Origin of the sequence: Pontitalea aquivivens, assembly GCF_046507575.1 — a bacterium.
Classification (GTDB): Bacteria; Pseudomonadota; Alphaproteobacteria; order Rhodobacterales; family Rhodobacteraceae; genus Pontitalea; species Pontitalea aquivivens.
In genome coordinates, this window is sequence record NZ_JBKFEY010000001.1 from 479,832 (window position 1) to 506,476 (window position 26,645).

The following is a 26,645-nucleotide window of genomic DNA, read 5'->3' on the forward strand; positions in this document are numbered from 1 at the left end:
CCCGCGGCAAGGGAGAGGCGGTGATGTTGCTGGCCGAGCAGGCGCTGAACGGCCTGCAATACGGGATGATGCTGTTCCTGATGGCGGCGGGGCTGACGCTGGTCTTTGGCGTCATGGGGCTGATCAACCTGGCGCATGGCGCGCTGTATATGATCGGCGCTTTCGCCTGCGCGGCGGTGGCGGGGGCGACGGGGTCGTTCTGGCTGGGGCTGGGCGCCAGCCTGGCCGCCGCGGCCGCGGCCGGTGCGCTGGTGGAACTGGCGGTGATCCGGCGGCTTTATGCGCGCGACCATCTGGATCAGGTGCTGGCGACCTTCGCGCTGATCCTGGTGTTTTCCGAGGGCACGCGCTGGCTGTTCGGGGCCTTTCCGCTGTATCTGACGCTGCCGCCGGCGCTGTCGGGCGCGGTCAGCCTGCCTGGGGGGCTGCACTATCCGCTGTTCCGGCTGGTGATCATCGGCCTGGGCGGGGCGGTGGCGCTGGGCCTGTTCTGGCTGATCGGGCGCACGCGGCTGGGCATCCGCATCCGCGCGGGCGAGGCCGACCGCGAGATGATCGGCGCGCTGGGCGTTGATATCGCCCGGCTTTACACCATCGTCTTTGCGCTGGGCGCGGGTCTGGCGGGTCTGGCCGGGGCGCTGGTGGGCACGATCCAGTCGGTGCAGGTCGGCATGGGCGAGCCGGTGCTGATCCTGGCCTTCGTGGTGATCGTGATCGGGGGCATCGGCTCGATCAAGGGTGCGCTGGTGGGCGCGCTGCTGGTGGGCATGACCGACACGCTGGGCAAGGCGCTGCTGCCGGGGCTGCTGGCGCGGGTGACGGATGCGGCCAGCGCCAATGCGACCGGTTCGGCGCTGGCCTCGATGCTGATCTATATCCTGATGGCGGCGGTGCTGATCGTGCGCCCGCAGGGCCTGTTCGGGGCGCGCGCCGGATGACCCGCGAAACCCTGGTCAATCTGGTGATCCTGGCCGCGCTGATCGGCACCGCGCTGGTGGCGCAGGCGCTGGGCGAGGGGTTCGTGGTGACGCTGGCCACCAAGGCCGCCATCTTTGCGCTGGCCGGGGTGGGGCTGAACCTGGCGCTGGGCTTTGGCGGGATGGTGTCGCTGGGCCACGCCGCCTTTTTCGGCATCGGCGGCTATGTCTGCGCGATCCTGGCCAGCCATGCGGCCAGCGGCCAGCCGGTGGCTGTGCTGCCCTTCACCATTGCGGGCACGAATGAAATGCCCGCGATCTGGCCCGTGGCGATGGCGGTGTCGGGGTTGGCGGCGGGGGTGATCGGGGCGCTGTCGCTGCGCACCACGGGGGTCTATTTCATCATGGTCACGCTGGCCTTCGCGCAGATGATCTATTACTTCGCCGTCAGCTGGCCGCGCTATGGCGGCGATGACGGGCTGAGCTTTTATGTCCGCAACAGCTTTCCGGGGCTGAACACCTTTGACCCGATCCAGTATTTCGCGATCTGCGCCACGCTGCTGGTGCTGGCGCTGGGGGGCTGTGCGCTGATCCTGCGCGCGCGCTTTGGCATGGCGCTGGAAGGCGCGCGCCAGAACCCCGCGCGGGCGCAGGCGCTGGGCATCCGGCCCTATGGGCTGCGGCTGACGGCCTTCGTGCTGTCGGGGATGATCGTGGGGCTGGCGGGCGCGCTTTATGCCGATCTGAACCGCTTTGTCAGCCCGGCGATGCTGTCATGGCACATGTCGGGCGAGATCATGGTCTTCGTGATTCTGGGTGGGGTGGGGCGGCTGTGCGGCCCGGTGGCAGGGGCGGCGATCTATATCCTGCTGGAACATCTGCTGGGCGGGGTCAGCGATTACTGGCAGGTGCTGCTGGGGCTTTTGCTGCTGGGGATCGTTCTGTTCGCCCCCGGCGGCCTGATCGGGCTGATCGCGCCCGGGCGGCGCCATGTCTGAGCCGGTCATGTCCGCGCCGATCCTGGAACTTCGCGACCTGCGCAAACGCTTTGGCGCGCTGGTGGCGACCGATGGCGTCAGCCTGACCCTGCGCCCGGGCGAAATTCATGCGCTGATCGGCCCCAATGGCGCGGGCAAATCCACGCTGATCAAGCAGATCCTGGGCGAAATCCGCCCCGATGCCGGCACCATCCGCTTTGAGGGGCAGGCGATCGACGGGCTGGATGTGCCCGCCCGCGCGCGGCTGGGTCTGGCACGCAGCTTTCAGGTGTCCTCGGTGGTGCCGGGCTTCAGCGTTCTGCAGAACGTGGTTCTGGCGGTGGCCGGGGCCAGCGGGCGGATCTATCAGTTCCACCGCCCCGCGCTGCGCGATCCGGCGCTGGTCGAACCGGCGGTGTTTCACATCCGCCACGCCGGTCTGGCGGGGCGTGAGGGCGTTCTGGCCGCGGACCTGTCGCATGGCGAACGGCGCAAGCTGGAAATCGCGATGGCGCTGGCGCTGCGCCCGCGCGCCTTTCTGCTGGATGAACCGATGGCGGGCATGGGCCTGGAAGGCGCGCGCCAGCTGACCGCGATCCTGTCCGACCTGCGGTCCGAGGCGCCGATCCTTTTGGTCGAACATGACATGGACGCGGTCTTTGCCCTGGCCGACCGGATTTCGGTGCTGGTCTACGGGCGTATCATTGCCACCGGCACCGTGGCCGAAATCCGCGCCGACCCCGAGGTGCGCCGGTCCTATCTGGGCGAGGATGCGCCATGACCGATCTTGTGCAAATCGACCGTCTGTCCGCCTTTTACGGCCCGGTTCAGGCGCTGTTCGATGTTTCGCTGACCCTGGCCGAGGGCGAGGTGCTGGCCCTGATGGGGCGCAACGGCATGGGCAAGACCACGACCATCCGCGCGCTGTGCCGGCTGTTGCCCCATGCCGGGGGGGCTTTGCGCTTTGGCGGGGTGGATCTGACGGGCCTGCCCGCCCATCGCGCCGCCCGGCTGGGCATCGGTCTGGTGCCCGAGGGGCGGCGCTGTTTCCTGCCGCTTACCGTTGCGGAAAACCTGACCGTCGCGGCCCGCCCCGGACCCTGGGATATGGCGCGGGTCTGTGCGCTGTTCCCGCGTCTGGCCGAACGGATGGGGCAGGTGGCGGGCACGTTGTCGGGGGGGGAACAGCAGATGCTGGCAATCGGGCGGGCGCTGATGACCAACCCGCGCCTGCTGGTGCTGGATGAGGCGACCGAGGGGCTGGCCCCGGTCGTGCGCCAGGAAATCTGGCAGGCGGTGCGCCAGCTCAAGGCCGAGGGGCTGTCGATCCTGCTGGTCGATAAGTCCCTGCGCGAAATTGCCGCCGTGGCGGACCGGGCGGTGATCCTGGAACGCGGCGCCAGCGTCTGGACCGGGCCGCTGGCCGGCCTGGGCCCGCATCTGGCCGATAGGTATCTGGGCGTCTGATCCCCCGGCTGGTCTGACCGTGGCCGGGCGTCAGCCTTGCCCGCCCGCCACCGTCAGCCCCAGAAGCCGCCAGACCTGCATCCCGCCGCGATACCAGAAGATCCGTTCCGCCGGGTAACCGGCGGCGATCATCGCGCGGATCGCGGTGGGCGACTGGCCGCACCAGATGCCGTTGCAGAACAGCGCGACGGGCCGGGCGTCGGTGCAATCCCAGCCGTCGAAGTCGATCTCGCAGCCCAGCCGGGCCAGTTCGTCGGTCATCTGGGTATAGGGGATGGATATCGCGCCGGGGATCGTGCCGCCCTGAAACCAGTCGGGGGTGCGGCTGTCGACCACCACGGCCGCGGGGTCCTGCAGCATCGCCAGCAATTCCAGCTCGCCGATCGTGGTGACGCCTTCGGCGGTGACCATCGGCTGGATGCAGAAATCCGGGCAAGGCCGCGAGGTGCGCGCCCATTCGCCGCTGATTTCATGCCCGGGGTCCTGGATGCGGGAAATCTCGACCGGGCCTTCGTCGGTGGTGATGGTCACGCGGGGCAGGTCCTTGCCGATGCCCACGGTGACATCCTGCGCCAGGGCAGGGCCAGCCAGAAGCGCCAGGATGGCGGGCAGACAGGTGATGCGCATGATGCGGTCTCCTTTCATCGGATGCGGCGCGTGGAACCGGCGGGCCGGGTCGCCCGGGCCCGACCAGCATAGGCGCCCGGGGGGCGGGTGTCACCTGTGGCGCGGCGCCGTGCAAGTTTATTGACAAATTTTAAATAATGGAGGTTAACTTGCAAAACCCCGAGTCATCCCGGAGCCCGCCCTTGACCCAGCCCCTGCGCCGCCGTCTTGCCCAAGCCGCCAGGGACGGCTCGCGCGCGGAACGGGCGCTGGCGACCTTCATGGCGCATGCGCTGGCCGATCTGCCCTTTGAAACCGCCGCCAGCCTGGCCGGCAAGGTCGGCGTCAGCGAGGCGACGGTGGGCCGGTTCTGCCGCGCGCTGGGCTATGCCAATTTCCGCGACCTCAAGGATCATCTGAAGGAAGACATCGGCGAGGGGCCCTGGCTGATCGCCGATCGCCTGGCGGACCTGCGCGCCCGTGCGGGCCGGGGCATGCCTGTGGCCGGGCAAGCCGCCGACCCCGGACCCCATGCCCAGGCGCTGGAACTGGAAATGGCGGGCCTTGTGCAGGTGCATGAAATGCGCCGCCGCCCCGATTGGCCGGGGCTGGTGCGCCGGCTGGCCCATGCGCCGCGCGTCTTCGTGGCGGGCTTTCAGACCGAACGCGGCATGGCGCAATATTTCTGCGCGCAGCTGCAATATGTGCGCGACGGGGTTCAGATGCTGGATCTGGCCGCGGGCAATTTCGCGGAAATGCTGGCCGCGGATGACGGTGGCGGCAGCCTGGTGATCTTTGAGGCGCGGCGCTATTCGCGGCTGGCCAGGGTGCTGGCGCAGCAGGCGCGCGCGGCGGGTATCAAGGTCACGCTGGTCACCGATCAGTTCTGCACCTGGGGCGCCGAAACCAGTGATGAGCTGTTTGCCGTGCCCACCCAGTTCGCCCAGTTCTGGGATTCGACCGCGATGATGGCGATCCTGGGCAACCTGCTGATCAACGACATCTTTCTGGAACTGGGGCAGGGCGCCGAACACCGCCTGACCCGCATCGCCCGCCTGTATGGCGGTTTCATCGGCCATGTCGGTGACCCGGTCGCGCCGGTGGCGAAATGACCCCGCCCCCTGTCAAAGACCACCAACCATAACAAACCACCCAACACGGAGTAATCGAATGATCCGCAAGATCGCCTTTCTTCCCCTGCTGGCCGGCCTGATCGGCACGGCTGCGGCGGCCGAACCCCTGCGCCTGGGCACCGAGGGTGCCTATCCGCCCTTCAACTATATCGAAAGCGACGGCACCATCGCGGGCTTTGACGTCGAGATCGGCCAGGAACTGTGCAAGCGCATCGGCGCCGAATGCGAGGTCGTGGCGCAGGATTGGGATGGCATCATCCCCGGCCTTCTGGCCAGGAAATACGATTTCATCATCGCCTCGATGTTCATCACCGAAGACCGCAAGCAGCAGGTCGATTTCACCGATCCCTACTACATGGCCGCAATGACCCATGTGGTGCCGAAAGATGCCGGCATCACCGAATTCACCAATGAGTCGCTGGCCGGCAAGGTCATCGGCGCGCAATCGGGCACGACCCAGGCCGATTACATCACCGCCACCTATCCCGATGCCGACATCCGCCTGTATCCCACCCAGGATGAGGTGAACCTGGACATGGTCAGCGGGCGTATCGACCTGCAGGTGGGCGACATGCTGCCGATGCTGGACTGGACCACCAAGTCCGGGGACGGTGCCTGCTGTGAACTGGCTGGTGAGCCGATCACCGATCCGGCCTTTGTGGGCGAGGGCGTGGGCATCGCGCTGCGCCAGGAAGACGACGATCTGCGCGAACGCCTGAACAAGGCGCTGCAGGACATCCGCGCCGATGGCACCTACAAGGCGATCAATGACAAGTATTTCGCCATCGATGTCTACACGATGAAGTAACCGCCCCCGCGGTTGCCAGCGCCGCCCCCGCAGGTCGGGGGCGGCCTGGCGCCCCCGGTGGTAAAGGACAAGGCGATGATCGAGCTGTTTGCCTATGGCGATGCCGGCTGGGGGGATGAAATCCTGCGCGGTCTGGGCATGACGGTGCGGCTGGCGCTGGTCACGCTGCCGGTGGGGCTTGCGATCGGTTTTGCGATCGCGCTTGCCTCGATGGCGCGCCACCCTGTGCCGCGGGCGCTGGGGGTGGGGTATACCACGCTGATGCGCGGCCTGCCCGAGATCCTGACGCTGTTCGTCGTCTACAACGGGGCGGGGCTGGCGCTGAACGCGGCGACGGGCTGGCTGGCGCCGGGCGCGGGCCCGGTCGATTTCAGCCCTTTTGCCGCGGGCGTTGTGGCGCTGGGCATGGTCTTTGGTGCCTTCGCCGCCGAGGTGATCCGCGGCGCCTTTGCCGCCCTTGATCCGGGCCAGATCGAGGCGGGGCTGGCCGTGGGCATGCGCCGGGGCCAGATCTTCCGGCGCATCAAGCTGCCGCAGATCTGGCGCTTCGCGCTGCCGGGTCTGGGCAATCTGTGGATCAACCTGCTGAAGGATACCGCGCTGGTGTCGATCATCGCGCTGGATGATCTGATGCGCGCGACCAAGGTGGCGGTGGGGGTGACCAAGCAGCCCTTCACCTTCTATCTGGTCGCCTGCCTGATCTATTGGGCGCTGTGCCTGATGTCCGAAGTTGTGCTGGCGCGGCTGGAACGGCGGGCCAATCGCGGTGTGCGGGGGCTGGGCGCATGAACCCGATCGCCATCCTGCTGGACAACGGCCCCCGCCTTTGGGACGGTACGCTGATGACGCTGCAGCTGACCGGGCTTGGCGCGCTGATCGCGGCGGCGGTGTCGCCCTGGCTTGCGCTGTGGCGCGCCTATGGGCATCCGCTGTCGCAGGCGCCCTTGCGGCTTTACATCTCATTCATCCGTGGCACGCCGATCCTGGCGCAGTTGTTTCTGGTCTATTATGGCGCGGGACAGTTCCGGGCGGATCTGACGGCGCTTGGTCTGTGGGGCTTTTTCCGCGACCCGTTCAATTGCGCGCTTCTGGTCTTTGCGGTCAATTCCACCGCCTATCAGACCGAAATCCTGCGCGGCGGCATTCAGGGCGTGGCCCGCGGCGAGACCGAGGCCGCGCGCGCCATCGGCATGGGCCGGGCGCTGATGCTGCGCCGGGTGATCTTTCCCCATGCCTATCGCATCGCCTGGCCGGCGCTGGGCAATGAGGTGATCTTGCTGATGAAAGCCTCGGCGCTGGCCTCGGTGGTGACGGTCTTTGACCTGATGGGGCGCACCCGGCAGGTGTTTTCCCGCAGCTTCGACTTTTCCGTCTATCTTTGGGCGGCGCTGATCTATCTGGCGATCACGGCGGCCTTCGTCGTGATCTGGCGCATCGCAGAACGGCGGCTGTCGCGCCATCTGGCGGCCCGCGCGAAAGGAGCCCATCCATGACCCCATCCATCGCTTCGCCGACCGCGCCGGCATCCGAAATCATCGTGCAGGCCGACGACATCCGCAAATCCTTTGGCCAGATCGAGGTGCTGAAGGGTATTTCGCTGCAGGCGCGCAATCATGACGTGATCTCGATCCTGGGCGCCTCGGGGTCGGGAAAATCGACCTTTCTGCGCTGCCTGAACTTTCTGGAAACGCCCAGTTCGGGCACGGTCACGGTGCATGGTCGGGAAATCGTGGTGCGCAATGGCCGCCCGCAAGACCCCCGCCAGGTGGAACGCCTGCGCACCCGGCTTGGCATGGTGTTCCAGCAGTTCAACCTGTGGTCGCACCGCACTGTTCTGGAAAACGTCATGGAAGGTCCGGTTCTGGTCAGGCGCCTGCCCCGCGCCGAGGCGCGCGACAAGGCCGAGGCGCTTCTGGTGCGGGTGGGGCTGGCCGAACGGATGCAGATGTATCCCGCACAGCTGTCGGGCGGCCAGCAGCAGCGCGTGGCCATCGCCCGCGCGCTGGCCATGGAACCCGACGCGATCCTGTTTGACGAACCGACCTCGGCGCTGGACCCCGAACTGGTGGGTGAGGTGCTCAAGGTCATGCAATCGCTGGCCGAAGAGGGGCGCACCATGATCGTGGTCACCCATGAAATGGCCTTCGCGCGCGAGGTTTCGACCCGGGTGGTCTTTCTCCACGAAGGCCGCGTGGCCGAACAGGGCCCGCCCGAGCAGATGTTCACCAATCCCCAAAGCGACGCCTTCCGCCGCTTCATCGCCAAGATCCGCTGACCCCAGACGAAAGACCCATCATGCCCCAGACCTTTCCCGGCATCCGCATCGAGGCGGCCGAGTTGCGCATCGTGTCGCTGCCGCTGCTGACCCCCTTCGTGATTTCTACCGGCACGATGACCGACAAGGTCTTTGCGCTGCTGATCCTGAAGGCCGAGGGGCTGGAGGGGCTGGCCGAGGCGGTGATGGATCCCGCGCCCGACTATCTGGAAGAAACCATCCCCGGCGCGATGGCCTTCCTGCAAGACATCATCCTGCCCCGCATCGTCGGGCAGCGATTTGCCAGCCCCGCCGATCTGCTGGCGATCCTGGATCCCTGGCGCGGCCATCGCATGGCCAAGGCGGTGGTGGAAATGGCGGTCTGGGACCTGTGGTCCAAGGCGCTGGGCCTGCCGCTGGCATCGGCGCTGGGCGGGGTGCGCGACGCGGTCGAGGTCGGCGTCAGCCTGGGCATCGCGCCCATCGCGCGCACGCTTGATCGCGTGGCCGAGGCGCAGGCGGCGGGCTACCGGCGCACCAAGCTGAAGATCCGGCAGGGCCATGACCTGGCGGTGCTTGCGGCGGTGCGCAAGGAATTTCCCGATATCAGGCTGACGGTCGATGCCAATACCGATTACGGCCTGGCCGATCTGGCCGTGATGCAGGCGATGGATCAATTCGCGCTGGATTACATCGAACAGCCGCTGGCCTTTGACGACATCCACGATCACGCCCGGGTGCAGGCCGCGATCCGCACCGCGATCTGTCTGGATGAAAGCATCCGCTCGGCGGTGGATGCGCGCAAGGCGCTGGTCGCGGGGGCGGCGCGGGTCATCAACATCAAGGTGGGCCGGGTCGGCGGCTTTGCCGCGGCGCGCGCGATCCATGATGTGGCCCAGGCCTTCGGCGCGCCGGTCTGGTGCGGCGGCATGCTGGAAAGCGGGGTGGGGCGGGCGCATAACATCCATCTGGCCACCCTGCCCAATTTCACCAAACCGGGCGATACATCCTCGGCCAGCCGTTATTTCAAGCGCGACATCATCCAGCAACCGCTGGAGGCCACCGATGGCCTGATGCCCGTGCCCGGCCACGGCCCCGGCATCGGTGTCACGCTGGACCGGCCCTTTCTGGACAGCGTTACCCGGCGGACCGAGGTGATCCGATGACCGCCGATGGCGTGGTGATCCGCGATCTGCAGGGCGTGGCCGAGATGAAGGCGGCCGAGGCGCTGCAACTGCAGGTCTGGGGCGCGGCCGACCTGCCCGACAATTCCGATATCCTGCTGGCGATCCAGCATGAAGGCGGGCTGGTGGCGGGGGCCTTCCGGGGCGGGCGGCTGCTGGGTTTCGTCTTTGGCTTTCCCACCGCCACGGCGGGGGTGCAGCATTCGCACCGGCTGGCCGTTCATGGCGATGCGCGCGGGCTGGGGCTTGGGGCGCGGATGAAATGGCATCAGCGCGACTGGTGTCTGGCGCGCGGCATTCACACGGTGCGCTGGACCTATGATCCGATGCGCGCGATCAACGCGCGGCTGAACATCGCCGCGCTGGGGGCGACGGCGGGCACCTATCTGGTCGATTATTATGGCCCGATGGAAGGGATCAACGCGGGCCTGCCCTCGGACCGGGTGCTGGCGGAATGGGATCTGGCCGCGCCCGGCGTGGCCGCGCGGGCGGCGCGTCGGCCTGCGCCTTCGCCCCGGGTGGACCTGCGCCTGCCGATCCCGCCCGATCTGGACGCGCTGATCGCCGCCGATCCGGCCGCGGCGCTGGATGCGCGGCTGGCCCTGCGCGCGGCGATGCATGATGCCTTTGCGCGTGGCCTGCGGGTCACCGGGTTCGATCCGGCGGCGTCCTGCTATCTGCTGACGGCAGGCCAGCCATAAGCGCCGCGCCGTCTTGGCGCGGGCGGGCAGGGGCGCTAGAAGGGCCTCCCCGGCATCAGACCCCAGCAGCAGATCGGACGGCCAGACGTGGATACCGCAGTACGCATCGCAAGAACCATCGCCGAGGACATCGGCGCCCGCCCCGAACAGGTGACCGCGGCCGCGGCGCTGCTGGACGGGGGGGCCACCGTGCCCTTCGTCGCGCGCTACCGCAAAGAGGCGACGGGGGGGCTGGACGATTCGCAGCTGCGCACGCTGGCCGACCGGCTGGCCTATCTGCGCGAGATGGAGGCCCGGCGCGCCACGATCCTGGACACGATCAGGGGTCAGGACAAGCTGACCCCAGATCTGGAACGCGCGATCGCGCGCGCCGCCACCAAGGCCGAGCTTGAGGATATTTACCTGCCCTACAAGCCCAGGCGCCGCACCAAGGCCACGATCGCGCGCGAAAACGGCCTTGGGCCGCTGGCCGAGGCGATCCTGGCCGACCGCGCCGCCGATCCGCAGGGCCTGGCAGCCGGCTATCTGTCCGAGGCGGTGCCAGGGGTGAAGGATGCGCTGAACGGCGCGCGCGACATCATCGCCGAGGGGCTGGCGGAAAACGCGGGTCTTCTGGGCGACCTGCGTGCCTTCCTGCAGCGCGACGGCTGGCTGGCCGCGAAGGTCATTGCCGGGCAGGAGGACAAGGGCGCGAAGTTTTCCGACTATTTCGCACATCGGGAAAAATGGGCCGATGTGCCCAGCCACCGGGCGCTGGCGATGATGCGGGCGGCCAATGAAGGCGTGCTGACGCTGGATATCGGTCCCGATGGCGATGAGGGCGCCGCGCGCGCCGAGGCGATGGTCGCCGCCGCGCTGGATGTGCGCACCAGCGGCCCCGGCGATCGCTGGCTGCGGCAGGTGGCGGGCTGGACCTGGCGGGTCAAGCTGAGCCTGTCGATGATGCTGGACCTGATGGCCGATCTGCGTGCGCGCGCGCAGGATGAGGCGATCCGGGTGTTTGCCCGCAACCTGCGCGATCTGCTGCTGGCGGCACCGGCGGGGGCCAAGGCCACGATGGGGCTTGACCCCGGCATCCGCACCGGGGTCAAGGTGGCGGTGGCCGATGCCACCGGCAAGCTGATCGACACCGCCACGGTCTATCCGTTCCAGCCGAAAAACGACCTGCGCGGCACCGAAGCGACGCTGGCCAGCCTGATCGTGAAACACGGGGTCGAACTGATCGCCATCGGCAACGGCACCGCCAGCCGCGAAACCGAACGTCTGGTGGCGGACCTGCTGAAAAAGCTGCCCGGCACGAAGAAACCGACCAAGGTGGTGGTGTCCGAGGCCGGGGCCTCGGTCTATTCGGCATCCGAACTGGCGGCGCGGGAATTCCCCGATCTGGACGTCAGCCTGCGCGGCGCGGTGTCCATCGCGCGGCGGCTGCAGGACCCGCTGGCCGAACTGGTCAAGATCGAGCCGAAATCGATCGGTGTCGGCCAGTATCAGCATGACGTGGACCAGCACCGGCTTGGAAAGTCGCTGGAGGCGGTGGTCGAGGATGCGGTGAACGCGGTGGGGGTCGACCTGAACACCGCATCGGCGCCGCTTCTGGCGCATGTCTCGGGCCTTGGGCCGTCGCTGGCCGAGGCGATCGTGGCGCATCGCGATGCGAACGGGGCGTTTTCCAGCCGCAAGGACCTGCTGAAGGTCGCCCGCCTTGGGCCGCGCGCGTTTGAACAATGTGCGGGCTTCCTGCGCATCCGCGACGGGGCCGAGCCGCTGGATGCCTCGGCCGTCCACCCCGAGGCCTATGGCGTGGCGCGGCGCATCGTGAAGGCCTGCGGGCGCGACATCCGCGCGCTGATGGGCGACACCGCCATCCTGCGCCGCCTGCGGGCCGAAGATTTCGTCGACGACAGCTTTGGTCTGCCCACGGTGCGCGACATTCTGGCGGAACTGGAAAAACCCGGCCGCGATCCCCGTCCCGGCTTTGTCACCGCGACCTTTGCCGACGGGATCGAGGATATCAAGGACCTGCGCCCCGGCATGATGCTGGAAGGCACGATCACCAATGTCGCGGCCTTCGGCGCCTTTGTCGATATCGGCGTGCATCAGGACGGGCTGGTCCATGTCAGCCAGCTGGCCGACCGCTTCGTCAAGGACCCGCATGAGGTTGTGAAGGCGGGCGATGTGGTCAAGGTCCGCGTGGTCGAGGTGGACATCCCCCGCAAGCGTATCGGGCTGACCATGCGCAAGGACGGTGGCGGGCGCGATGACGGGGGCCGCCCCGATCCCGCCCGTGCGCCCGCCAAGGGCCCGCGCGGGGGCAAGGCGCAGGCCGCCCCGCCCAGGGGCGATGCGGGGGGGCCCGGCGCGCTGGGCGCGGCGCTGCTGGATGCGATGCGCAAGCGATAGCCGCCCCCGGGCCCGGCCGCGCGCCCGGCTTTTGCCCAAATCGCCGCCGCGCCGGGAACCCCCGGCGCGGCGGCTGCGTTATGGGGATGTATCCGGCGTGGGGATGCGCCCCGCGCCGCCCATGCAATCGACCACCACAAGGGAGATGATGATGTGCGCCCAGACCAACGCCCCGATGTCCGAAACCGCCAAGGCCGCCGCGCGTGAGGTGAAGGACAAGATCACCGAACCCTCGGCCGAGGATCTGCGCCAGGAACTGGACCGCCTGCGCGAGGATATGGCGCGCATTGCCGGGACGCTGGCCGATCTGGGCCGCCACCGGGGCGAGGCCGTGGCCGACAGCCTGCGCGACAATGCCTCACGGATCTATGCGGCGGGTGAACAGCGCGCCGAGGATCTGGCCCGGCGCGCCACCGACGCCTATGCCGAATGCAATGACATGGTGCGCCGCCAGCCCGCGACGGCGATGGGCATCGCCGCGGGTCTGGGCTTTCTTGCGGGCCTTCTGCTGGCGCGGAAATAACCGATGCTGGCCGTGATCCGCGGCATGGCGGGCGGGCTGCGCGCGCTGGTCGCCGCCAGGGCCGCCGCTTTGGGGCGGCGTCTGGTGCTGGGCGCGCTGGGCGGGGGGATGGTTCTGGTCGGACTTGGCTTTCTGACCGCTGCCGTCTGGTTCGCGCTGCGCGCGGTGATGTCGCCGGTGCAGGTGGCGCTGATCCTGGGGCTGGCCTATGGCGGGCTGGGGCTGGTGCTGCTGGCCCTGGCGCGGCACCGGCCCACGCGGGCGCCCGTTCCCCCCGCAGCGGCCGCGACGACAGGCGCCACCGCTGGCGCCGCAGCAGGGGACGCAGCAGGGGACGCGGCGGGATTTCAGGCCGGTCTTGATGCGGCCCTGGGCGGGACTGCGCGCGACCTCATGCGTGATCAGGGGCCGGTCCCGGCATTGCTGGGGGCGTTTCTGATCGGCCTTGATCTGGCGCTGGTCCTGCGCCGCCCGCGCAAGGACTGACCCTGTCTGCAGCGCGGCTGTGGCGATTTGCCCGGCCCCGCAGCGGTCCACAAGGCGGCCCCGCCCAGTGCTGGCCCATGCGCGGGCACTGGACATGGGCGGGTGGCTCTGATCTTTTTGGCATGCCCTGACAGCCGGGCCCGAAAGGACGCCCCGCCCCCGAAAGCCCCGCCCCCGAAAGGACGACCGCATGAGCCAGTCGCGCGACGACATCGCCCGCACCCTTGCCGCCGCAGGTGCGCGGCGCAGGCCCTGGTGGCTTTGGGCGGCGGCGCTGCTGGCATTGGCGTTGGGTGGCGCCTTCTGGCTGCAATCGGCCCGGCAGGGCGCATCGGTCAGCTATCTGACCGAGCCGGTCACGCGCGGCCCGCTGGTGGTGACTGTCACCGCGACCGGCACGGTGCAGCCCACGACCGAGGTCGCGGTGTCGTCGGAACTGTCGGGAACGCTGGCCACGGTCGAGGTGGATTACAACGACCGCGTCGCGGTGGGGCAGGTGCTGGCACGGCTGGATGACACCAAGCTGCGCGCCCAGCTGACCAATGCCGAGGCCGCGCTGGCGGCATCGCGCGCCCAGGTCGCCCAGGCCGAGGCCAGCCTGACCGAGGCGCAGGTGAACTATGATTCGCAGCGCCAGCTGGATGAACGCGGCGTCGGCACGCATCGTGAATTCGTGGCCAAGCAGGCCGCCTTCGATCGCGCGCGCGCGGCGCTGGACATGGCGCGGGCCGATCTGACCCTGGCCGAGGCCAACCTGACGCTGCGCCGGGCGGATCTGGACAATGCCGCGATCCGTTCGCCCATCGCCGGGATCGTGCTGGACCGTGCCGCCGAGGCGGGCCAGATCGTTGCCGCAACGCTGCAGGCACCGACGCTGTTCACCCTGGCCGAGGATCTGGCGCGGATGGAACTGCGCGTCGATATCGACGAGGCCGACATCGGCCGCGTCGGGGTAGGTAATCCGGCGCGGTTTACCGTGGATGCCTATCCGGGCCGTGCCTTTGCCGCCGAACTGGTGCAGCTGCGCTTTGCCCCCGAAACCACGGACGGGGTGGTCACCTACAAGGGTGTGCTTTCGGTGGACAATGCCGATCTGGCGCTGCGCCCCGGCATGACCGCCACCGCCACGATCATCGTTTCCAGGGTCGAGGATGCGCTGCGCGTGCCCAATGCCGCGCTGCGCTTTGCCCCGCCGCAGGTGGTGGAAACCGAACGCGCCACGGGGTCGGGGCTGATCGGGATGATCATGCCCGCCCGCCCGCGCGGCACCGGGGGGGCGGATGACGGGGCGCAGCGGTCGGTCTGGGTGCTGCGCGAGGGCGCGGCGGTCGAGGTGGCGGTCACGCCGGGCGACAGCGACGGGCGCCACACCGCGATCCTGGCCGGCGATCTGGCCGCGGGCGAGGCGGTGATCACCGACCAGACCGGGGGGCCGTAGCATGGCCGCCGCCGCGACTGCCACCCGATCCGACGCCCGATCCGACGCCAGATCCGATGGCCCGCCGCTGATCGAATTGCGTGGCATCACCCGGGTCTACGGCACCGGCGAGGCCGAGGTGCGCGCGGTAGACGGGGTCGATCTGACGATCCGGCAGGGCGAATTCGTCGCCATCATGGGCCCGTCCGGGTCGGGCAAGTCGACGGCGATGAACATCATCGGCTGCCTCGACCGGCCAAGTGCGGGCCAATACCTGTTCAACGGGGTCGAGGTGGCCGGGCTCAGCCGCGATCAGCGCGCGGTGCTGCGGCGCGAATATCTGGGCTTCGTCTTTCAGGGCTTCAACCTGCTGGCGCGCACATCGGCGCTGGAAAATGTGGAACTGCCGCTGATCTACAAGGGGCTGGGGCGGGCCGAACGCGCCGCCCAGGCGCGGGCCGCGCTGGACAAGGTGGGCCTTGGCGGGCGTGAAGGGCATGATCCCTCGCAATTGTCGGGGGGCCAGCAGCAGCGCGTGGCCATTGCCCGCGCGCTGGTCGGCAACCCGATGCTGATCCTGGCGGATGAACCGACGGGCAACCTGGATACCCAGCGATCGCATGAGATCATGGACCTGCTGACCCGGCTGAACCGGGATGAGGGCATCACCATCGTCATGGTCACGCATGAAGAGGACATGGCCGCCTTTGCCCGGCGGCTGGTGGTCTTTGTCGATGGCCGCCTGGCCCGGGATGAGCCGGTGGCGCCGCGCGGGCAGGGCGGCTGAGATGCTGTGGGAAACCATCCGCCTGGCGCTGCAGGCGATCACGCGCAACGCGCTGCGGTCTTTCCTGACGGTGCTGGGCGTGGTCATCGGGGTGGCGGCGGTGATCGCGATGGTGACCGTGGGGCAGGGGTCGTCCGAACAGGTGCGCGCCAGCGTGGCAAGCCTGGGAACCAATGTGCTGATGGTCCGGCCGGGCAAGCAGATGATGGGCCCCGGCACGCGCGAAAGCGCCCCCGCCTTTGGCCTGCGCGACGCCACGGCGCTGGCCGATTTGCCCGCGGTTGAGGCGGTCGCGCCGATCGTGACCACGGGGCAGACGGCGGTGTTCGGCAATGCCAATGTCGCCACCTCGGTCACCGGAACGACGGCGGATTACCTGGCGGTGTCGAACTGGACGGTGCTGCGCGGCCGCGCCTTCACCCCGGGCGAAGAGGCGGCGGGCGCCGCCGTCTGCATCCTGGGCGAAAGCCTGCGCCGGGCGCTGTTCGGTGCCACCGACCCGACCGGCGCGGTGGTCCGTATCAAGACCGTTTCCTGCGAGGTGATCGGCCTGCTGCAGGCCAAGGGCGCCGGCGCGATGGGGCAGGATCAGGACGATTTCATCCTGATGCCGGTCCGCGCGGTGCAACGACGGCTTCTGGGTACGCAGGATGTGTCGACCCTGTCGGTGGCGCTGGCATCCGGCGTGTCCACCGCGCGCGGCATCCGCGATGTCGAGGCGCTGCTGCGCGAACGCCGCCGCATCGCGCCGGGGCAAGAGGATGATTTCTCGGTGCTGGACATGGCGCAGATCGCGTCAATGCTGTCTTCGGTCAATGCGGTGCTGACGGGGCTTTTGTCATCTGTCGCCGCGGTCAGCCTGCTGGTGGGGGGCATCGGCATCATGAACATCATGCTGGTGTCGGTCACCGAGCGGACGCGCGAAATCGGCATCCGGCTGGCGGTGGGGGCCAGTGCGGCGCAGGTCATGACGCAATTCCTGGTCGAGGCGGTGGTGCTGTCGGTGATCGGCGGGGTTCTGGGCATCGCGCTGGGGCTGGGGCTGGCCTTCGTGGCCGCGCGGATCATGGTGATCCCGTTTTCGCCCAGCCTTGGGGTGGTGGCACTGGCCTTTCTGTTTTCGGGTTTTGTCGGGGTGATCTTCGGCTTTTTCCCCGCGCGCCGGGCCGCGCGGCTCGACCCGATCGAGGCGCTGCGCTATCAGTGACCGTCCGCGCCCCGCAGCCCGGGGGCCGGCGCGGTGGTCGGCGGCGCAGCGGGCGGCACCGCGGGACGCAGCGCCGGAAAATCGTCGGGGGTGATCGTTTCGCGTTCCAGCAGCAGGCGGGTGCCAGCCTCCAGATCCGCGCGGCGGGTTTCCAGCAGGTCGCGGGCGCGGGCGAAGGCGCGGTCGATCAGATCGCGCACGGCCAGATCGACCTCACGCGCGGTGGACTCGGAATAGTCGCGCGGCGACAGGGACATGCGGTCTTCGCCCAGAAAGCTGGCGCGTTCGGGTTCCAGCACCGCCTGGCCCAGATCGGGGTGCATGCCATAGCGGGTGACGATCTGGCGCGCGATGTCGGTGACGCGGGCCAGGTCATCGGCCGCGCCGGTGGAAATTTCGCCCAGGGCCAGATCCTCGGCCGCGCGCCCGGCCATCAGCACCACCATCCGGTTTTCCAGATCCTGTCCGGTGATCAGAAAACGGTCCTCGGTCGGGCGGGTCATGGTATAGCCCAGCGCCCCCACCGAACGCGGGATGATCGAGACCTTGTGCACCGGGTCCGCCCCGGGCAACGATGCGGCGGCCAGCGCATGGCCCATTTCATGCCAGGCGACGGTTTCGCGTTCGCGCGGGTTCAGCAGATGGCCCTTGCGTTCCAGCCCCGCGACGATGCGTTCTATGGCGCGGGTCACATCCTCCATCGTGACCGCCCCGGCGCCGCGGCGTGTGGCCTGGATGGCGGCCTCATTCACCAGATTGGCCAGTTCCGCCCCGGTAAAGCCCGGCGTCAGCGCGGCGATCTGGTCCACATCCAGCCCCGCCGCCTTTACCTTGCGCAGATGCACCCGCAGGATGGCCGCGCGGCCGGTGCGGTCGGGCCGGTCCACCACCACCTGCCGGTCAAAGCGGCCCGCGCGCATCAATGCGGGGTCAAGGATTTCGGGGCGGTTGGTCGCGGCCAGCAGGACAATGCCTTCGCGCGGGTCAAATCCGTCAAGTTCGGCCAGCAACTGATTGAGCGTCTGTTCCTTTTCGTCATGGCCACCGCCAAATCCGCCCACGCCGCGCCGCTTGCCCAGCGCATCCAGTTCGTCGATGAAGATGATGCAGGGCGCGGCCTTGCGGGCCTGTTCGAACAGGTCGCGCACCCGTGCCGCGCCCACGCCCACGAACATTTCCACGAATTCCGACCCCGAGATCGAGAAGAACGGCACCCCCGCCTCGCCCGCGATGGCGCGGGCAAACAGCGTCTTGCCGGTGCCGGGCGGGCCGGTCAGCAGGATGCCCTTGGGAATGTGCGCGCCCAGCCGTCCGAATTTTTCCGGCTCGCGCAGGAAATCCACGATCTCCTTCAGTTCGGCCTTGGCCTCATCGACGCCGGCCACATCGTCAAAGGTGACGCCGGTGTCCTTTACCACATAGACCTTGGCCTTTGACTTGCCCACGTTCATCACCCCGCCGAAGCCCTGCTTTTCGGCGAAGCGGCGAAAGAAGAACGACCACAGCGCGAACAAAAGGATCACCGGCATCACCCAGGACAAAAGCGCCCCGATGAAGGTGTTTTCCACCGTGCCGTCGAATTCCACCTGATTGCGCGACAGCGCATCGGCCAGATCCTTGGGCACGACATTGGTGACGAAATTGGTGCGCCCGTCCTGGGGTTCGGCATAACGGCCCGACAGTTGTTCGGTTGTCACCTGAACCTCGGCGATCTGGCCGCGTTCCAGCATGTCCAGAAAGCGCGAATAGGGGATGCGTTCGGTCACGGCCGCACCGCTGAGCCATTCCTGGAACAGCAGCAGTGCCACGAAACCCATCAGCACATACCAGATGTGGAACTGCTTTTCCTTGTCCATCGCCGCCCCCGCCGTGCCTGTTTCCGTTGTCTGGCGCCACGATAGGCCGCTTTGGCCCCGCGATAAAGCCCAGGGGCGCCGATCGGGTCGAAAGGCGGGTTTCCCTTTCGCGCCAGAATGCTAGGCTTCGGGTGACGGAATGGCTGGAATGGAGGATGGCAGTGGGCAAGGGTGGCGACGATCACGCGGGCACGGTCCTGTCGGCGGCACAGCTGCGGGCGGTCTGCGACCCCGCGACCTTCGATTTCGATACAACCGAAACCCTGGAGCCGATGGCCGATTTCATCGGGCAGGACCGCGCGATCGAGGCGATCGGCCTGGCCGCGCGGATGCGCCATCGCCGCTTCAACCTGTTCGTCCACGGTCCCGAAGGCACCGGGCGCCATTCCGCCGTGCTGCGCATCCTGCAGCAAGAGGCGGCCGCGCGGCCCGCGCCGCAGGACTGGATCTATGTCCACAATTTCGACAATCCCGACAAGCCGCGCGCGATCTGCCTGCCGCGCGGGGTGGGGCCGCGGCTGCGCGATGCGATGCGCGAACTGGTGGACGATCTGGCCAATGACATCCCCGCGCTGTTCGACAGCGAGGAATATCAAAGCCGCCGCGCCACCATCGAAGAGGAATTCTCGGGCCGGCGCGACAGCGCCTTCAAGGCCCTGGGCGAGGCCGCGCGCGACCGCGATGTGGCGATCCTGCGCACGCCGATGGGCTTTGCCCTGGCACCGATGAAGGAAGGCGAGGTGCTGAAATCCGAGGCGATCGCCCGCCTGCCCGAAGACGAACGGGCCGGGATCCAGAAGCATCTGGCCGATACCGAACAGGAACTGGAGGAATTCCTGTCCGCCCTGCCGCGGCTGGAAAAGGAACACCGCGCCGAGGTGACGCGCCTGAATGCCGAACTGGCCGAGGCGGCGGTCGCGACCGCGATGAAAGAGGCCACCGCCGCCTTTGGTGCAATCGCGGTTCTGGCGCCCTATTTCGAGGCGGTGCGCGCCGACATCATCGCCAATGCCGAACTGTTCCTGAAGGCCGGCGCGCGCGGCGAGGACGGCCCCTTTCCGGTGGCCAGCGCCCGGGTGCATGACGACCTGCGCTTTCATCGCTATGGCGTCAATGTCGTGGTCTCGGTCGCGCAGGATCCGGGGCAGGGCGCGCCGGTGGTGGTGGAAACCCTGCCGACGCTGGCCAATCTGACGGGCCGGATCGAATACCTGCCGACGATGGGCACCCTGGTCACCGATTTCACCCAGATCCGCCCCGGGGCGCTGCATCGGGCCAATGGCGGCTATCTGCTGCTGGATGCGCGCCGCGTGTTGTCCGAGCCTTTCGCCTGGGATGCGCTGAAACGCTGCCTGGAAACCGCGGCGGTGCATGTCATCACCGCGGCCGAGCGGATGGGTCTGATCGCCACCACCACGCTGGAACCGGACCCGATCCCGCTGGATGTGCGGGTGGTGCTGGTCGGCGACCGGCTGCTGCATCTGCTGCTGGAAGACCTTGACCCCGACTTTTCCGAACTGTTCCGCGTGGCGGCGGAATTCGGCGACGACATGACGCGCGATCCCGAAACGCTGCGGCTGCTGGCACGGATGCTGGCCAAGATCGTGCGCGATGAAAAGCTGCGCCATGTCACAAGCGACGGCGTGGCCGCGATGGCCGATGCGGCGACGCGGATGGCCGAGGACCAGACCCGCCTGTCGCTGCGCATGAGCGCGCTGTGGGACATCCTGCGCGAGGCCGATCATCTGGCGGGGCAGGCCGGGGCGGCCACGATCACCGCCGATCATGTCGAGGCCGCGCAGCGTGCCGCCGAACGGCGTGCCGATCGGCCGCGCGAACGGATGCAGGACATGATCGGGCGCGGCACGATCCTGATTTCCACCCGCAGCAGCGTGGTGGGGCAGGTCAACGGGCTGACCGTGGCGCAGCTGGGCCGGGCGCGCTTTGGCTGGCCGGTGCGGATCACCGCGCGCGTGCGGGTGGGCGCGGGCCAGGTCATCGACATCGAACGCGAGGTCAAGCTGGGCGGGCCGATCCATTCCAAGGCGGTGCTGATCCTGTCCAGCTTCCTGTCCACCCGCTACGCGCCCGAAGAGCCGTTGTCGCTGTGGGCGAGCCTGGTCTTTGAACAGACCTACGGCGGGATCGAGGGCGACAGCGCCTCGGTCGCGGAACTGTGCGCGCTGCTGTCGGCGCTGGCCGAGGTGCCGCTGTCGCAATCCTTCGCGGTCACCGGATCGATCAACCAGATGGGCGAGGTGCAGCCCGTCGGCGGCATCAACGAAAAGATCGAAGGGTTTTTCGACAGCTGCCGCGCGCAAGGCCTGACGGGGCGGCAGGGGGTGCTGATCCCGCGGCGCAACGCCGACAACCTGATGCTGCGTCCCGATGTTGTGGCGGCGGTGGCGGCGGGCCAGTTCCAGATCCATGCGATTTCGCATGTGGATCAGGCGATGGAAATCCTGACCGGCCTGCCCGCGGGCGTGCGCGGGATGAATGACGAATTCCCGGTCGGCACGGTCAACGGCAATGTCGAGGTGCGCCTGCTGGACTTTGCCGAGGCCCGGCGCGGCTTTGCCCAGCCCGAGATCACCGTGACCACCACCGGGGCCGAGGACAGCTGATGCAAACGCCCCGCCGGATCGGTCCGGCGGGGCGTTCTTTTACACGGCAGTGGCACGGCCGCCTGCGGTCAGAACAGCACCGAGGGCAGCCACAGCGCGATCTGCGGGAAGATCACCACCAGCGCCAGGCCCAGGATCTGCAGCCCCACGAAGGGCAGGGCGGCCATGTAGATATCGGTGATCGTCACCTCTTTCGGCGCGACCGATCGCATGTAGAACAGGTTGTAGCCAAACGGCGGCGTCAGATAGGCCGATTGCATCGACAGCACGAACAGCACCGCAAACCAGGTGGTGTCAAAGCCCAGTTCGCGCACGATCGGCACAAAGATCGGCACGGTGATGAAGACGATGGCGAAATCGTCCAGGAACATGCCCAGCACGAAATAGACCGCCAGCATCGCCACGATCACCGCCATGGGCGAAACCTCGAAATCGTCGATCAGGTCGCTGACCACCGATCCGGCGCCAAGGCCCACGTAGATCTTGGAAAAGAACACCGCCGCCAGCGCGATCCACATCAGCATGCCCATCAGCTTTGTCGTGGACAGCATGACATATTTCAGCATCGGCCAGTCCAGCCGCCCGCGCAGCCCGGCGATGACCAGCGCGCCGAAGGCACCGATGGCCGAGGCCTCGGACGGCGAGGTGATGCCGCCGATGATGCAGCCCAGCACCGCCCCCACCAAAAGCCCCGGCGCCACCAGATGGCGCAGCGCCTTCAGCTTTTCGACGCCGCTGACACGTTCATGGACGGGCGCGGGCGGGCCCATTTCGGGGCGCAGGCCGCACCGGATCAGGATATAGGCGATGTAGATCCCCGCCAGCATCAGCCCCGGGATCAGCCCGGCCGCGAACAGCTGGCCCACGGATTCGCGCGCCAGGAACGCATAGATGATCATCAGCACCGACGGCGGGATCAGAAAGCCAAGCGCGCCCCCGGCCATGATCGTGCCGGTGACCAGCCGCTTGTCATAGCCACGCCGCAGCATTGATGGCAGCGCGATGATGCCCAGCGACACCGTGGCCGCCCCCGACACACCCGCCATCGCCGCGATGATCGCGCAGATCAGCACCGTGCCGACGCCCAGCCCCCCGGGCAGGCCGCCCATCAGCTTGTGCATCATGGCGAACAGATCGTCGGTGATGCCGGACCGTTCCAGCACCAGCCCCATGAAGATGAACAGCGGCAGCGACACCAGCAGGAAATTGTCCATCGCGCCAAAGGCGGACGCGACCAGCAGGTCAAGCCCGCCGGGGCCGAACATCATATAGGCCGCGCCCATGCCCGAAATCATCAGCGCAAAGGCCAGCGGCGCGCCAAGGATCATCAGCACCAGCATGGATGCGAACATGATTGCGGTAATGGTCATCGGATCAAGATCGACCATGGGTATCCTCCTGTCTGCGCCGGGCGGCGCGTCAGGTCAAAGGGAAGGGTTCAGATCCGCCGCGGTCAGTTGCGCGGGGCCAGCCGTTCATCATCGCGCCCGGCCAGCCGGACCAGCGCGCGCAGCAATTCGGCCACGACCTGCAGCGCCAGCAGGCCCACCGCCACCGGCAGCACGGACTTGAACGGATAAAGCGGCGGTTGCCAGATCGAGCGGGCGGAATATTCGCGCGCGGCCCAGGAGGTCGCGGCAAAATCGATCGCCATGTCCAGAAACACCACCAGCACCACCAGCGCCAGCACATAGACCACCACATCGCAGGCCGCGCGGGCGCGCGGGGGCAGCAGGCCATAGACAACCTCGGAGCGGACATGGCCCTGATGGCGCAGCGTATAGCTGCCCGCCAGGATGCAGAACCCGCCATACAGCATGGTCGACAGTTCATGCGCCCAGACGGTGGGGGCGTTCAGGAAATAGCGCGCGCCGATTTCCCAGACGAGCGCGCCGATCATCACCAGCGTCAGCCAGGAAATGGCCCGTCCGACAAAGTCGGACAGACCATCCTGTGCCACGAGATATCGGGCAAGCACGCTCACTTCAGGCGGCCCTGCGCCTTGGCGTTGTCCACCATCATCTCGATCGCCTTGGCATTGCGGTCGGATTTCGCGGCCTCTTCCTGCCAGACGCCCTGGGCGGCCTCGGTCAGGCGGGCGGAATCTTCGGCGGGCAGGGTGGCGAAGGTGAAGATGCCGCCGTCACCGGCCTCGATGATCTTGTCGTTGCCCTCTTCCAGCCAGGCGTGGATGTCGGCGGCGTATTGATCGATCGCCTCTTTCAGGATCGCGCGGTGGTCGTCTGACAGGCCATCCCAGACGGCGGGGTTGGCGATGATCGTATCGGTCCAGCCGGGGTTGAGCATGTTGAGGAAGGTGTAGTTCTTCGCCACTTCATGCAGCTTGAGCTGTTCGTATTCCACCGGGCCGCCATAGATCGCGCCGTCGATCACGCCGGTCGACAGGCCGATATACAGTTCCTGCGCGGGCAGGTAGACGGTGGGAATGTCAAAGGCCTGCAGCACCTTGGCGACCTGGCCGGTGGCGCGGATCTTCATCGATTTCAGATCGTCCAGGCTGGTCACAGGGGCCTTGGTCAGCAGGTCATAATCCGAGCCATAGCCGCGGCCGATGAATTTGGCGCCCTTTTCGGCATAGGCCTCGTCCAGCATCGCCAGGAAGGTGTCGCTTTCCAGGATCGCGGCGGCTTCGTCCCTGGAGGTCCAGAAGCCCGGCAGGCCCGCCTCGATATTGCCGATGTCGATCATGCCCGGCCAATAGCTGCCCACGCCATAGGCCACATCGATCGACCCCTTGGCGATGGCGTCGACGAACTGGTCCGAGGCGACAAGCTCACCCCCGCGGAAATACTGGATCTTCAGCGCGCCGCCGGATTTCTCCTCGACGGTGTCGCGGAATTTCTTCGCGATATCATCGATTTCGGTGCCGTAGAAGGTGTGGAACCGGATGCGCGTGGTGTCGGCCAGCGCGGCGCTGCCCAAAAGCAGGGCGGCGGCAAGGCCGGTCGCGATGCGGCCGAAGGTCTTGGTGGGGGTCATGGTCTTCCTCTCCCGTCAGGGCATGGCAGGACCGGCGCCCGGCACAGCCGCCGGGCTTGTCTTCCGTGCCATGCGATTATGCAGCCCCCCGGCAGGCCGGTGCAGGCCGCGCAAGATTTCAGGCATCCCCTGGCCGGTCTTCTTGCCGGTGGCAGGGGGCCGAAAATCCCTCAACTCCTCAGAGCCGATTCCTAGGGCTGCGCAGAATTTTGCGCAAGATATTTTCCAGTTTGTGCGTAATATTTTGCGCAAACGCCTGTCAGATCGTCAGAATTTCGTGCCATCTTCGGTCAGAATCACAGGTATGGCGGCGAGCAGGCCGAAACGACGACGCATTCGCGGTCGGAAATGTTGCGGAATCGGTGCGGCTGGGTCGAGTTGAACAGATAGCTGTCGCCCGCCTTCAGAATCGCCGTCTGCTCGCCCACAGAGATTTCCAGCTCACCCGCGATGACGATGCCGCCTTCGCTGGCGACATGTTCCAGCATGGTCTCGCCGGTATCCGCGCCCGGTTCATAGCGTTCATACAGGATCTGCAGGTTGTGCGCCCGCGCGTCGCCCACCTGTTGCAGGGTGATGCGGCCCTGCGCCTCAAAGGTGCTGTACAGCCGCGAGGTCAGGTCGCGCAGCTCGCCCGGCTTGAAGAAGACCGCGCTGCTGGACCCGCTGTCGGGTTCGAAGAATTCCGACATGGTGACGCCCAGCCCGCCAAGGATCTTGCGCAGCGAGGCGACCGAGGGGCTGGATCGGTTGGTTTCGATCATCGAAATCTGCCCATGCGGTACATCCGACAATTCCGCCAGCCGGCGCTGCGACATGCCTGCCGTCACCCGCATTTCCTTTAGTCGCGCGCCTACGTCGAAATCCTGCATGGGGCCTCCTGTCTGTTGTGGCGAAGATAGGGCTGCGCAATCGCTTGTGCAATTGGCAGGAATCCCTTGCTCAAAATCCTGCGCGAATGTAGGGTTGATTCGAAGCATAGCAGGGAGTGTGCCATGACCACGAATGCCGAACTGTCCGCCCGCAAATCCGCCGCTGTCGCGCGCGGTGTTTCCACCCGTGGCATCTATGCCACCCGCGCCGAAAATGCCGAACTGTGGGATGCCGATGGGCGCCGGTTCATCGATTTCGCCGCCGGAATCGCGGTGAACAACACCGGGCACCGCCACCCGCGCCTGATGGCGGCGGTGGCCGAACAGGCCCAGGCCTTCACCCATACCTGTTTCCACGTCGCGCCCTATGAAAGCTATGTCCGGCTGGCCGAACGGCTGAACGCGGCCACGCCCGGCGATTTCGAGAAAAAGACGATGCTGGTCACCACCGGCGCCGAGGCGGTGGAAAACGCCGTCAAGATGGCGCGGGCCTTTACCGGGCGGTCGGGGGTGATCGCATTCTCGGGCGCCTTCCACGGCCGCACGCTGCTGGGCATGGCGCTGACCGGCAAGGTCGCGCCCTACAAGAAAGGTTTTGGCGCGATGCCGCCCGAGGTGGCCCATGCCCCCTTCCCGAACGCGCTGCATGGCGTCAGCGAAGATGAGGCGCTGCGCCATCTGGACCGTCTGTTCGCCTCATCGGTCGATCCTGAACGCGTGGCCGCGATGATCGTCGAGCCGGTGCAGGGCGAGGGCGGTTTCACCATCGCGCCCTTTGGTTTCCTGCGCCGCCTGCGCGAAATCTGTGACCAGCATGGCATCGTGCTGATCCTGGATGAGGTGCAGGCCGGCATGGCGCGCACCGGGCGGATGTTCGGTTGCGAACATGCGGGCGTGGTGCCCGATCTGGTGACCATGGCCAAGGGGCTGGCGGGGGGCTTCCCGCTGTCGGCGGTGACCGGGCGGGCCGAGATCGTCGATGCGCCGAACCCCGGCGGGGTGGGCGGCACCTATGCGGGCAACCCGCTGGCGGTGGCCGCGGCCCATGCCGTTCTGGATGTGATCGACGAGGAAAAGCTGTGCGAGCGCGCCGATCAGATCGGTGAAAAGATCCGCGCCCGGCTGACCCAGATCGCATCGCGTCAGGGTATGGACTGCATCGGCGAGGTGCGGGGTCTGGGCGCGATGAATGCGTTTGAACTGGTGACCGACCGCGCCAGCAACGCCCCCGACGCGGCGCTGACCAGCGCGATCGTGGCCGAGGCCGAGGCGCGCGGCCTGATCCTTCTGTCCTGCGGCACGCGCTATAACGTGATCCGCCTGCTGCCGCCGCTGACCATTCCGATGGATCAGCTGGATGAGGCGCTGGACATCATCGAGGCCTCGATCGAGGCGGCGATGATGAAACAGGCCGCCTGAACCACCC

The 26,645-nt window shown here is 67.6% G+C and carries 25 protein-coding genes; 19 read left to right on the top strand and 6 right to left on the bottom strand.

Annotated features, from left to right (window positions below):
- Positions 1–23: 23 nt before the first annotated feature.
- From ACK8OU_RS02325 to ACK8OU_RS02340, 4 genes are read left to right on the top strand one after another with little or no spacing between them, the layout of a single operon-like run.
- The gene (locus tag ACK8OU_RS02325; protein WP_410301736.1) at positions 24–938 is read left to right on the top strand and encodes a branched-chain amino acid ABC transporter permease; all 915 of its coding nucleotides are present in this window, start codon (positions 24–26) and stop codon (positions 936–938) included.
- The gene (locus ACK8OU_RS02330; protein ID WP_410301737.1) at positions 935–1,915 is read left to right on the top strand and encodes a branched-chain amino acid ABC transporter permease; all 981 of its coding nucleotides are present in this window, start codon (positions 935–937) and stop codon (positions 1,913–1,915) included. The genes ACK8OU_RS02325 and ACK8OU_RS02330 overlap by 4 nt, the downstream gene beginning before the upstream one ends.
- A 7-nt stretch (positions 1,916–1,922) precedes the next feature.
- A complete protein-coding gene (locus tag ACK8OU_RS02335) occupies positions 1,923–2,675 on the top strand; it encodes an ABC transporter ATP-binding protein (protein WP_410301738.1) in 753 nt (250 codons plus the stop codon).
- Positions 2,672–3,361: an ABC transporter ATP-binding protein gene (locus ACK8OU_RS02340; protein ID WP_410301739.1), complete on the top strand. Its 690-nt coding sequence runs from the start codon at positions 2,672–2,674 to the stop codon at positions 3,359–3,361. The genes ACK8OU_RS02335 and ACK8OU_RS02340 overlap by 4 nt, the downstream gene beginning before the upstream one ends.
- Before the next feature lie 30 nt (positions 3,362–3,391).
- Here ACK8OU_RS02340 and ACK8OU_RS02345 read toward each other — a convergent pair whose 3' ends face one another.
- The gene (locus ACK8OU_RS02345; RefSeq protein ID WP_410301740.1) at positions 3,392–3,988 is read right to left on the bottom strand and encodes a rhodanese-like domain-containing protein; all 597 of its coding nucleotides are present in this window, start codon (positions 3,986–3,988) and stop codon (positions 3,392–3,394) included.
- Between the two features lie 182 nt (positions 3,989–4,170).
- On the opposite strand from ACK8OU_RS02345, the gene ACK8OU_RS02350 reads away from it, so the two are divergent.
- From ACK8OU_RS02350 to ACK8OU_RS02410, 13 genes are all read left to right on the top strand, one after another.
- Positions 4,171–5,079, top strand: a complete 909-nt coding sequence (locus ACK8OU_RS02350) for a MurR/RpiR family transcriptional regulator (protein ID WP_410301741.1) — start codon at positions 4,171–4,173, stop codon at positions 5,077–5,079.
- Between the two features lie 58 nt (positions 5,080–5,137).
- Positions 5,138–5,908: an ABC transporter substrate-binding protein gene (locus tag ACK8OU_RS02355; protein ID WP_410301742.1), complete on the top strand. Its 771-nt coding sequence runs from the start codon at positions 5,138–5,140 to the stop codon at positions 5,906–5,908.
- Positions 5,909–5,983: 75 nt separating this feature from the next.
- Positions 5,984–6,697 (top strand): ABC transporter permease, encoded by a 714-nt coding sequence (locus ACK8OU_RS02360; protein WP_410301743.1) that lies wholly within the window; start codon positions 5,984–5,986, stop codon positions 6,695–6,697.
- Entirely contained in the window at positions 6,694–7,401 is a 708-nt protein-coding gene (locus ACK8OU_RS02365) for an ABC transporter permease (RefSeq protein WP_410301744.1), read from the top strand. The genes ACK8OU_RS02360 and ACK8OU_RS02365 overlap by 4 nt, the downstream gene beginning before the upstream one ends.
- On the top strand, positions 7,398–8,183 hold the full coding sequence (locus tag ACK8OU_RS02370) for an ABC transporter ATP-binding protein (protein WP_410301745.1): 786 nt from the start codon (positions 7,398–7,400) through the stop codon (positions 8,181–8,183). Before ACK8OU_RS02365 ends, ACK8OU_RS02370 begins: the two co-directional genes overlap by 4 nt.
- A gap of 20 nt (positions 8,184–8,203) precedes the next feature.
- Positions 8,204–9,328, top strand: coding sequence for an o-succinylbenzoate synthase (gene menC / locus ACK8OU_RS02375; RefSeq protein ID WP_410301746.1), 1,125 nt, complete (start codon positions 8,204–8,206; stop codon positions 9,326–9,328).
- Positions 9,325–10,047: a GNAT family N-acetyltransferase gene (locus ACK8OU_RS02380; RefSeq protein ID WP_410301747.1), complete on the top strand. Its 723-nt coding sequence runs from the start codon at positions 9,325–9,327 to the stop codon at positions 10,045–10,047. Before menC ends, ACK8OU_RS02380 begins: the two co-directional genes overlap by 4 nt.
- A gap of 87 nt (positions 10,048–10,134) precedes the next feature.
- Positions 10,135–12,447 (top strand): Tex family protein, encoded by a 2,313-nt coding sequence (locus ACK8OU_RS02385; RefSeq protein ID WP_410301748.1) that lies wholly within the window; start codon positions 10,135–10,137, stop codon positions 12,445–12,447.
- A gap of 151 nt (positions 12,448–12,598) precedes the next feature.
- Entirely contained in the window at positions 12,599–12,970 is a 372-nt protein-coding gene (locus ACK8OU_RS02390; RefSeq protein ID WP_410301749.1) for a glycine zipper domain-containing protein, read from the top strand.
- A gap of 3 nt (positions 12,971–12,973) precedes the next feature.
- On the top strand, positions 12,974–13,456 hold the full coding sequence (locus tag ACK8OU_RS02395; protein WP_410301750.1) for a hypothetical protein: 483 nt from the start codon (positions 12,974–12,976) through the stop codon (positions 13,454–13,456).
- Between the two features lie 190 nt (positions 13,457–13,646).
- A complete protein-coding gene (locus tag ACK8OU_RS02400; protein ID WP_410301751.1) occupies positions 13,647–14,894 on the top strand; it encodes an efflux RND transporter periplasmic adaptor subunit in 1,248 nt (415 codons plus the stop codon).
- 1 nt (position 14,895) lies between these two features.
- Positions 14,896–15,660, top strand: coding sequence for an ABC transporter ATP-binding protein (locus tag ACK8OU_RS02405; protein WP_410301752.1), 765 nt, complete (start codon positions 14,896–14,898; stop codon positions 15,658–15,660).
- A 1-nt stretch (position 15,661) separates the two neighbouring features.
- Positions 15,662–16,867: an ABC transporter permease gene (locus ACK8OU_RS02410; protein ID WP_410301753.1), complete on the top strand. Its 1,206-nt coding sequence runs from the start codon at positions 15,662–15,664 to the stop codon at positions 16,865–16,867.
- Here the strand turns inward: ACK8OU_RS02410 and ftsH are convergent.
- Positions 16,861–18,723, bottom strand: a complete 1,863-nt coding sequence (gene ftsH / locus ACK8OU_RS02415) for an ATP-dependent zinc metalloprotease FtsH (protein ID WP_410301754.1) — start codon at positions 18,721–18,723, stop codon at positions 16,861–16,863. The two genes, ACK8OU_RS02410 and ftsH, sit on opposite strands and share 7 nt — an antisense overlap.
- Positions 18,724–18,878: 155 nt before the next feature.
- On the opposite strand from ftsH, the gene ACK8OU_RS02420 reads away from it, so the two are divergent.
- Positions 18,879–21,347, top strand: coding sequence for an AAA family ATPase (locus ACK8OU_RS02420; protein ID WP_410301755.1), 2,469 nt, complete (start codon positions 18,879–18,881; stop codon positions 21,345–21,347).
- A gap of 68 nt (positions 21,348–21,415) precedes the next feature.
- On the opposite strand, the gene ACK8OU_RS02425 is transcribed toward ACK8OU_RS02420, so the two are convergent.
- From ACK8OU_RS02425 to ACK8OU_RS02440, 4 genes are all read right to left on the bottom strand, one after another.
- Positions 21,416–22,735 carry a TRAP transporter large permease gene (locus tag ACK8OU_RS02425; protein WP_410301756.1) on the bottom strand — a complete coding sequence of 440 codons (1,320 nt, stop codon included), beginning with the start codon at positions 22,733–22,735 and terminating at the stop codon, positions 21,416–21,418.
- Between the two features lie 65 nt (positions 22,736–22,800).
- Positions 22,801–23,325: a TRAP transporter small permease subunit gene (locus ACK8OU_RS02430; protein ID WP_410301757.1), complete on the bottom strand. Its 525-nt coding sequence runs from the start codon at positions 23,323–23,325 to the stop codon at positions 22,801–22,803.
- A 2-nt stretch (positions 23,326–23,327) separates the two neighbouring features.
- The gene (locus tag ACK8OU_RS02435; protein ID WP_410301758.1) at positions 23,328–24,347 is read right to left on the bottom strand and encodes a TRAP transporter substrate-binding protein; all 1,020 of its coding nucleotides are present in this window, start codon (positions 24,345–24,347) and stop codon (positions 23,328–23,330) included.
- Positions 24,348–24,643: 296 nt separating this feature from the next.
- Entirely contained in the window at positions 24,644–25,219 is a 576-nt protein-coding gene (locus ACK8OU_RS02440; protein WP_410301759.1) for a cupin domain-containing protein, read from the bottom strand.
- A 123-nt stretch (positions 25,220–25,342) separates the two neighbouring features.
- On the opposite strand from ACK8OU_RS02440, the gene gabT reads away from it, so the two are divergent.
- A complete protein-coding gene (gene gabT, locus ACK8OU_RS02445; protein WP_410301760.1) occupies positions 25,343–26,638 on the top strand; it encodes a 4-aminobutyrate--2-oxoglutarate transaminase in 1,296 nt (431 codons plus the stop codon).
- Positions 26,639–26,645: the final 7 nt, after the last annotated feature.

What these genes read in the sequence shown, in the direction of transcription:
- ACK8OU_RS02325 (WP_410301736.1), top strand. Translation starts at nt 24, where the DNA reads ATGTTGCTGGCCGAGCAGGCGCTGAACGGCCTGCAATACGGGATGATG.
- ACK8OU_RS02330 (WP_410301737.1), top strand. Translation starts at nt 935, where the DNA reads ATGACCCGCGAAACCCTGGTCAATCTGGTGATCCTGGCCGCGCTGATC.
- ACK8OU_RS02335 (WP_410301738.1), top strand. Translation starts at nt 1,923, where the DNA reads ATGTCCGCGCCGATCCTGGAACTTCGCGACCTGCGCAAACGCTTTGGC.
- ACK8OU_RS02340 (WP_410301739.1), top strand. Translation starts at nt 2,672, where the DNA reads ATGACCGATCTTGTGCAAATCGACCGTCTGTCCGCCTTTTACGGCCCG.
- ACK8OU_RS02345 (WP_410301740.1), bottom strand. Translation starts at nt 3,988, where the DNA reads ATGCGCATCACCTGTCTGCCCGCCATCCTGGCGCTTCTGGCTGGCCCT.
- ACK8OU_RS02355 (WP_410301742.1), top strand. Translation starts at nt 5,138, where the DNA reads ATGATCCGCAAGATCGCCTTTCTTCCCCTGCTGGCCGGCCTGATCGGC.
- ACK8OU_RS02360 (WP_410301743.1), top strand. Translation starts at nt 5,984, where the DNA reads ATGATCGAGCTGTTTGCCTATGGCGATGCCGGCTGGGGGGATGAAATC.
- ACK8OU_RS02365 (WP_410301744.1), top strand. Translation starts at nt 6,694, where the DNA reads ATGAACCCGATCGCCATCCTGCTGGACAACGGCCCCCGCCTTTGGGAC.
- ACK8OU_RS02370 (WP_410301745.1), top strand. Translation starts at nt 7,398, where the DNA reads ATGACCCCATCCATCGCTTCGCCGACCGCGCCGGCATCCGAAATCATC.
- menC (WP_410301746.1), top strand. Translation starts at nt 8,204, where the DNA reads ATGCCCCAGACCTTTCCCGGCATCCGCATCGAGGCGGCCGAGTTGCGC.
- ACK8OU_RS02380 (WP_410301747.1), top strand. Translation starts at nt 9,325, where the DNA reads ATGACCGCCGATGGCGTGGTGATCCGCGATCTGCAGGGCGTGGCCGAG.
- ACK8OU_RS02390 (WP_410301749.1), top strand. Translation starts at nt 12,599, where the DNA reads ATGTGCGCCCAGACCAACGCCCCGATGTCCGAAACCGCCAAGGCCGCC.
- ACK8OU_RS02395 (WP_410301750.1), top strand. Translation starts at nt 12,974, where the DNA reads ATGCTGGCCGTGATCCGCGGCATGGCGGGCGGGCTGCGCGCGCTGGTC.
- ACK8OU_RS02400 (WP_410301751.1), top strand. Translation starts at nt 13,647, where the DNA reads ATGAGCCAGTCGCGCGACGACATCGCCCGCACCCTTGCCGCCGCAGGT.
- ACK8OU_RS02405 (WP_410301752.1), top strand. Translation starts at nt 14,896, where the DNA reads ATGGCCGCCGCCGCGACTGCCACCCGATCCGACGCCCGATCCGACGCC.
- ACK8OU_RS02410 (WP_410301753.1), top strand. Translation starts at nt 15,662, where the DNA reads ATGCTGTGGGAAACCATCCGCCTGGCGCTGCAGGCGATCACGCGCAAC.
- ftsH (WP_410301754.1), bottom strand. Translation starts at nt 18,723, where the DNA reads ATGGACAAGGAAAAGCAGTTCCACATCTGGTATGTGCTGATGGGTTTC.
- ACK8OU_RS02420 (WP_410301755.1), top strand. Translation starts at nt 18,879, where the DNA reads ATGGCAGTGGGCAAGGGTGGCGACGATCACGCGGGCACGGTCCTGTCG.
- ACK8OU_RS02425 (WP_410301756.1), bottom strand. Translation starts at nt 22,735, where the DNA reads ATGGTCGATCTTGATCCGATGACCATTACCGCAATCATGTTCGCATCC.
- ACK8OU_RS02435 (WP_410301758.1), bottom strand. Translation starts at nt 24,347, where the DNA reads ATGACCCCCACCAAGACCTTCGGCCGCATCGCGACCGGCCTTGCCGCC.
- ACK8OU_RS02440 (WP_410301759.1), bottom strand. Translation starts at nt 25,219, where the DNA reads ATGCAGGATTTCGACGTAGGCGCGCGACTAAAGGAAATGCGGGTGACG.
- gabT (WP_410301760.1), top strand. Translation starts at nt 25,343, where the DNA reads ATGACCACGAATGCCGAACTGTCCGCCCGCAAATCCGCCGCTGTCGCG.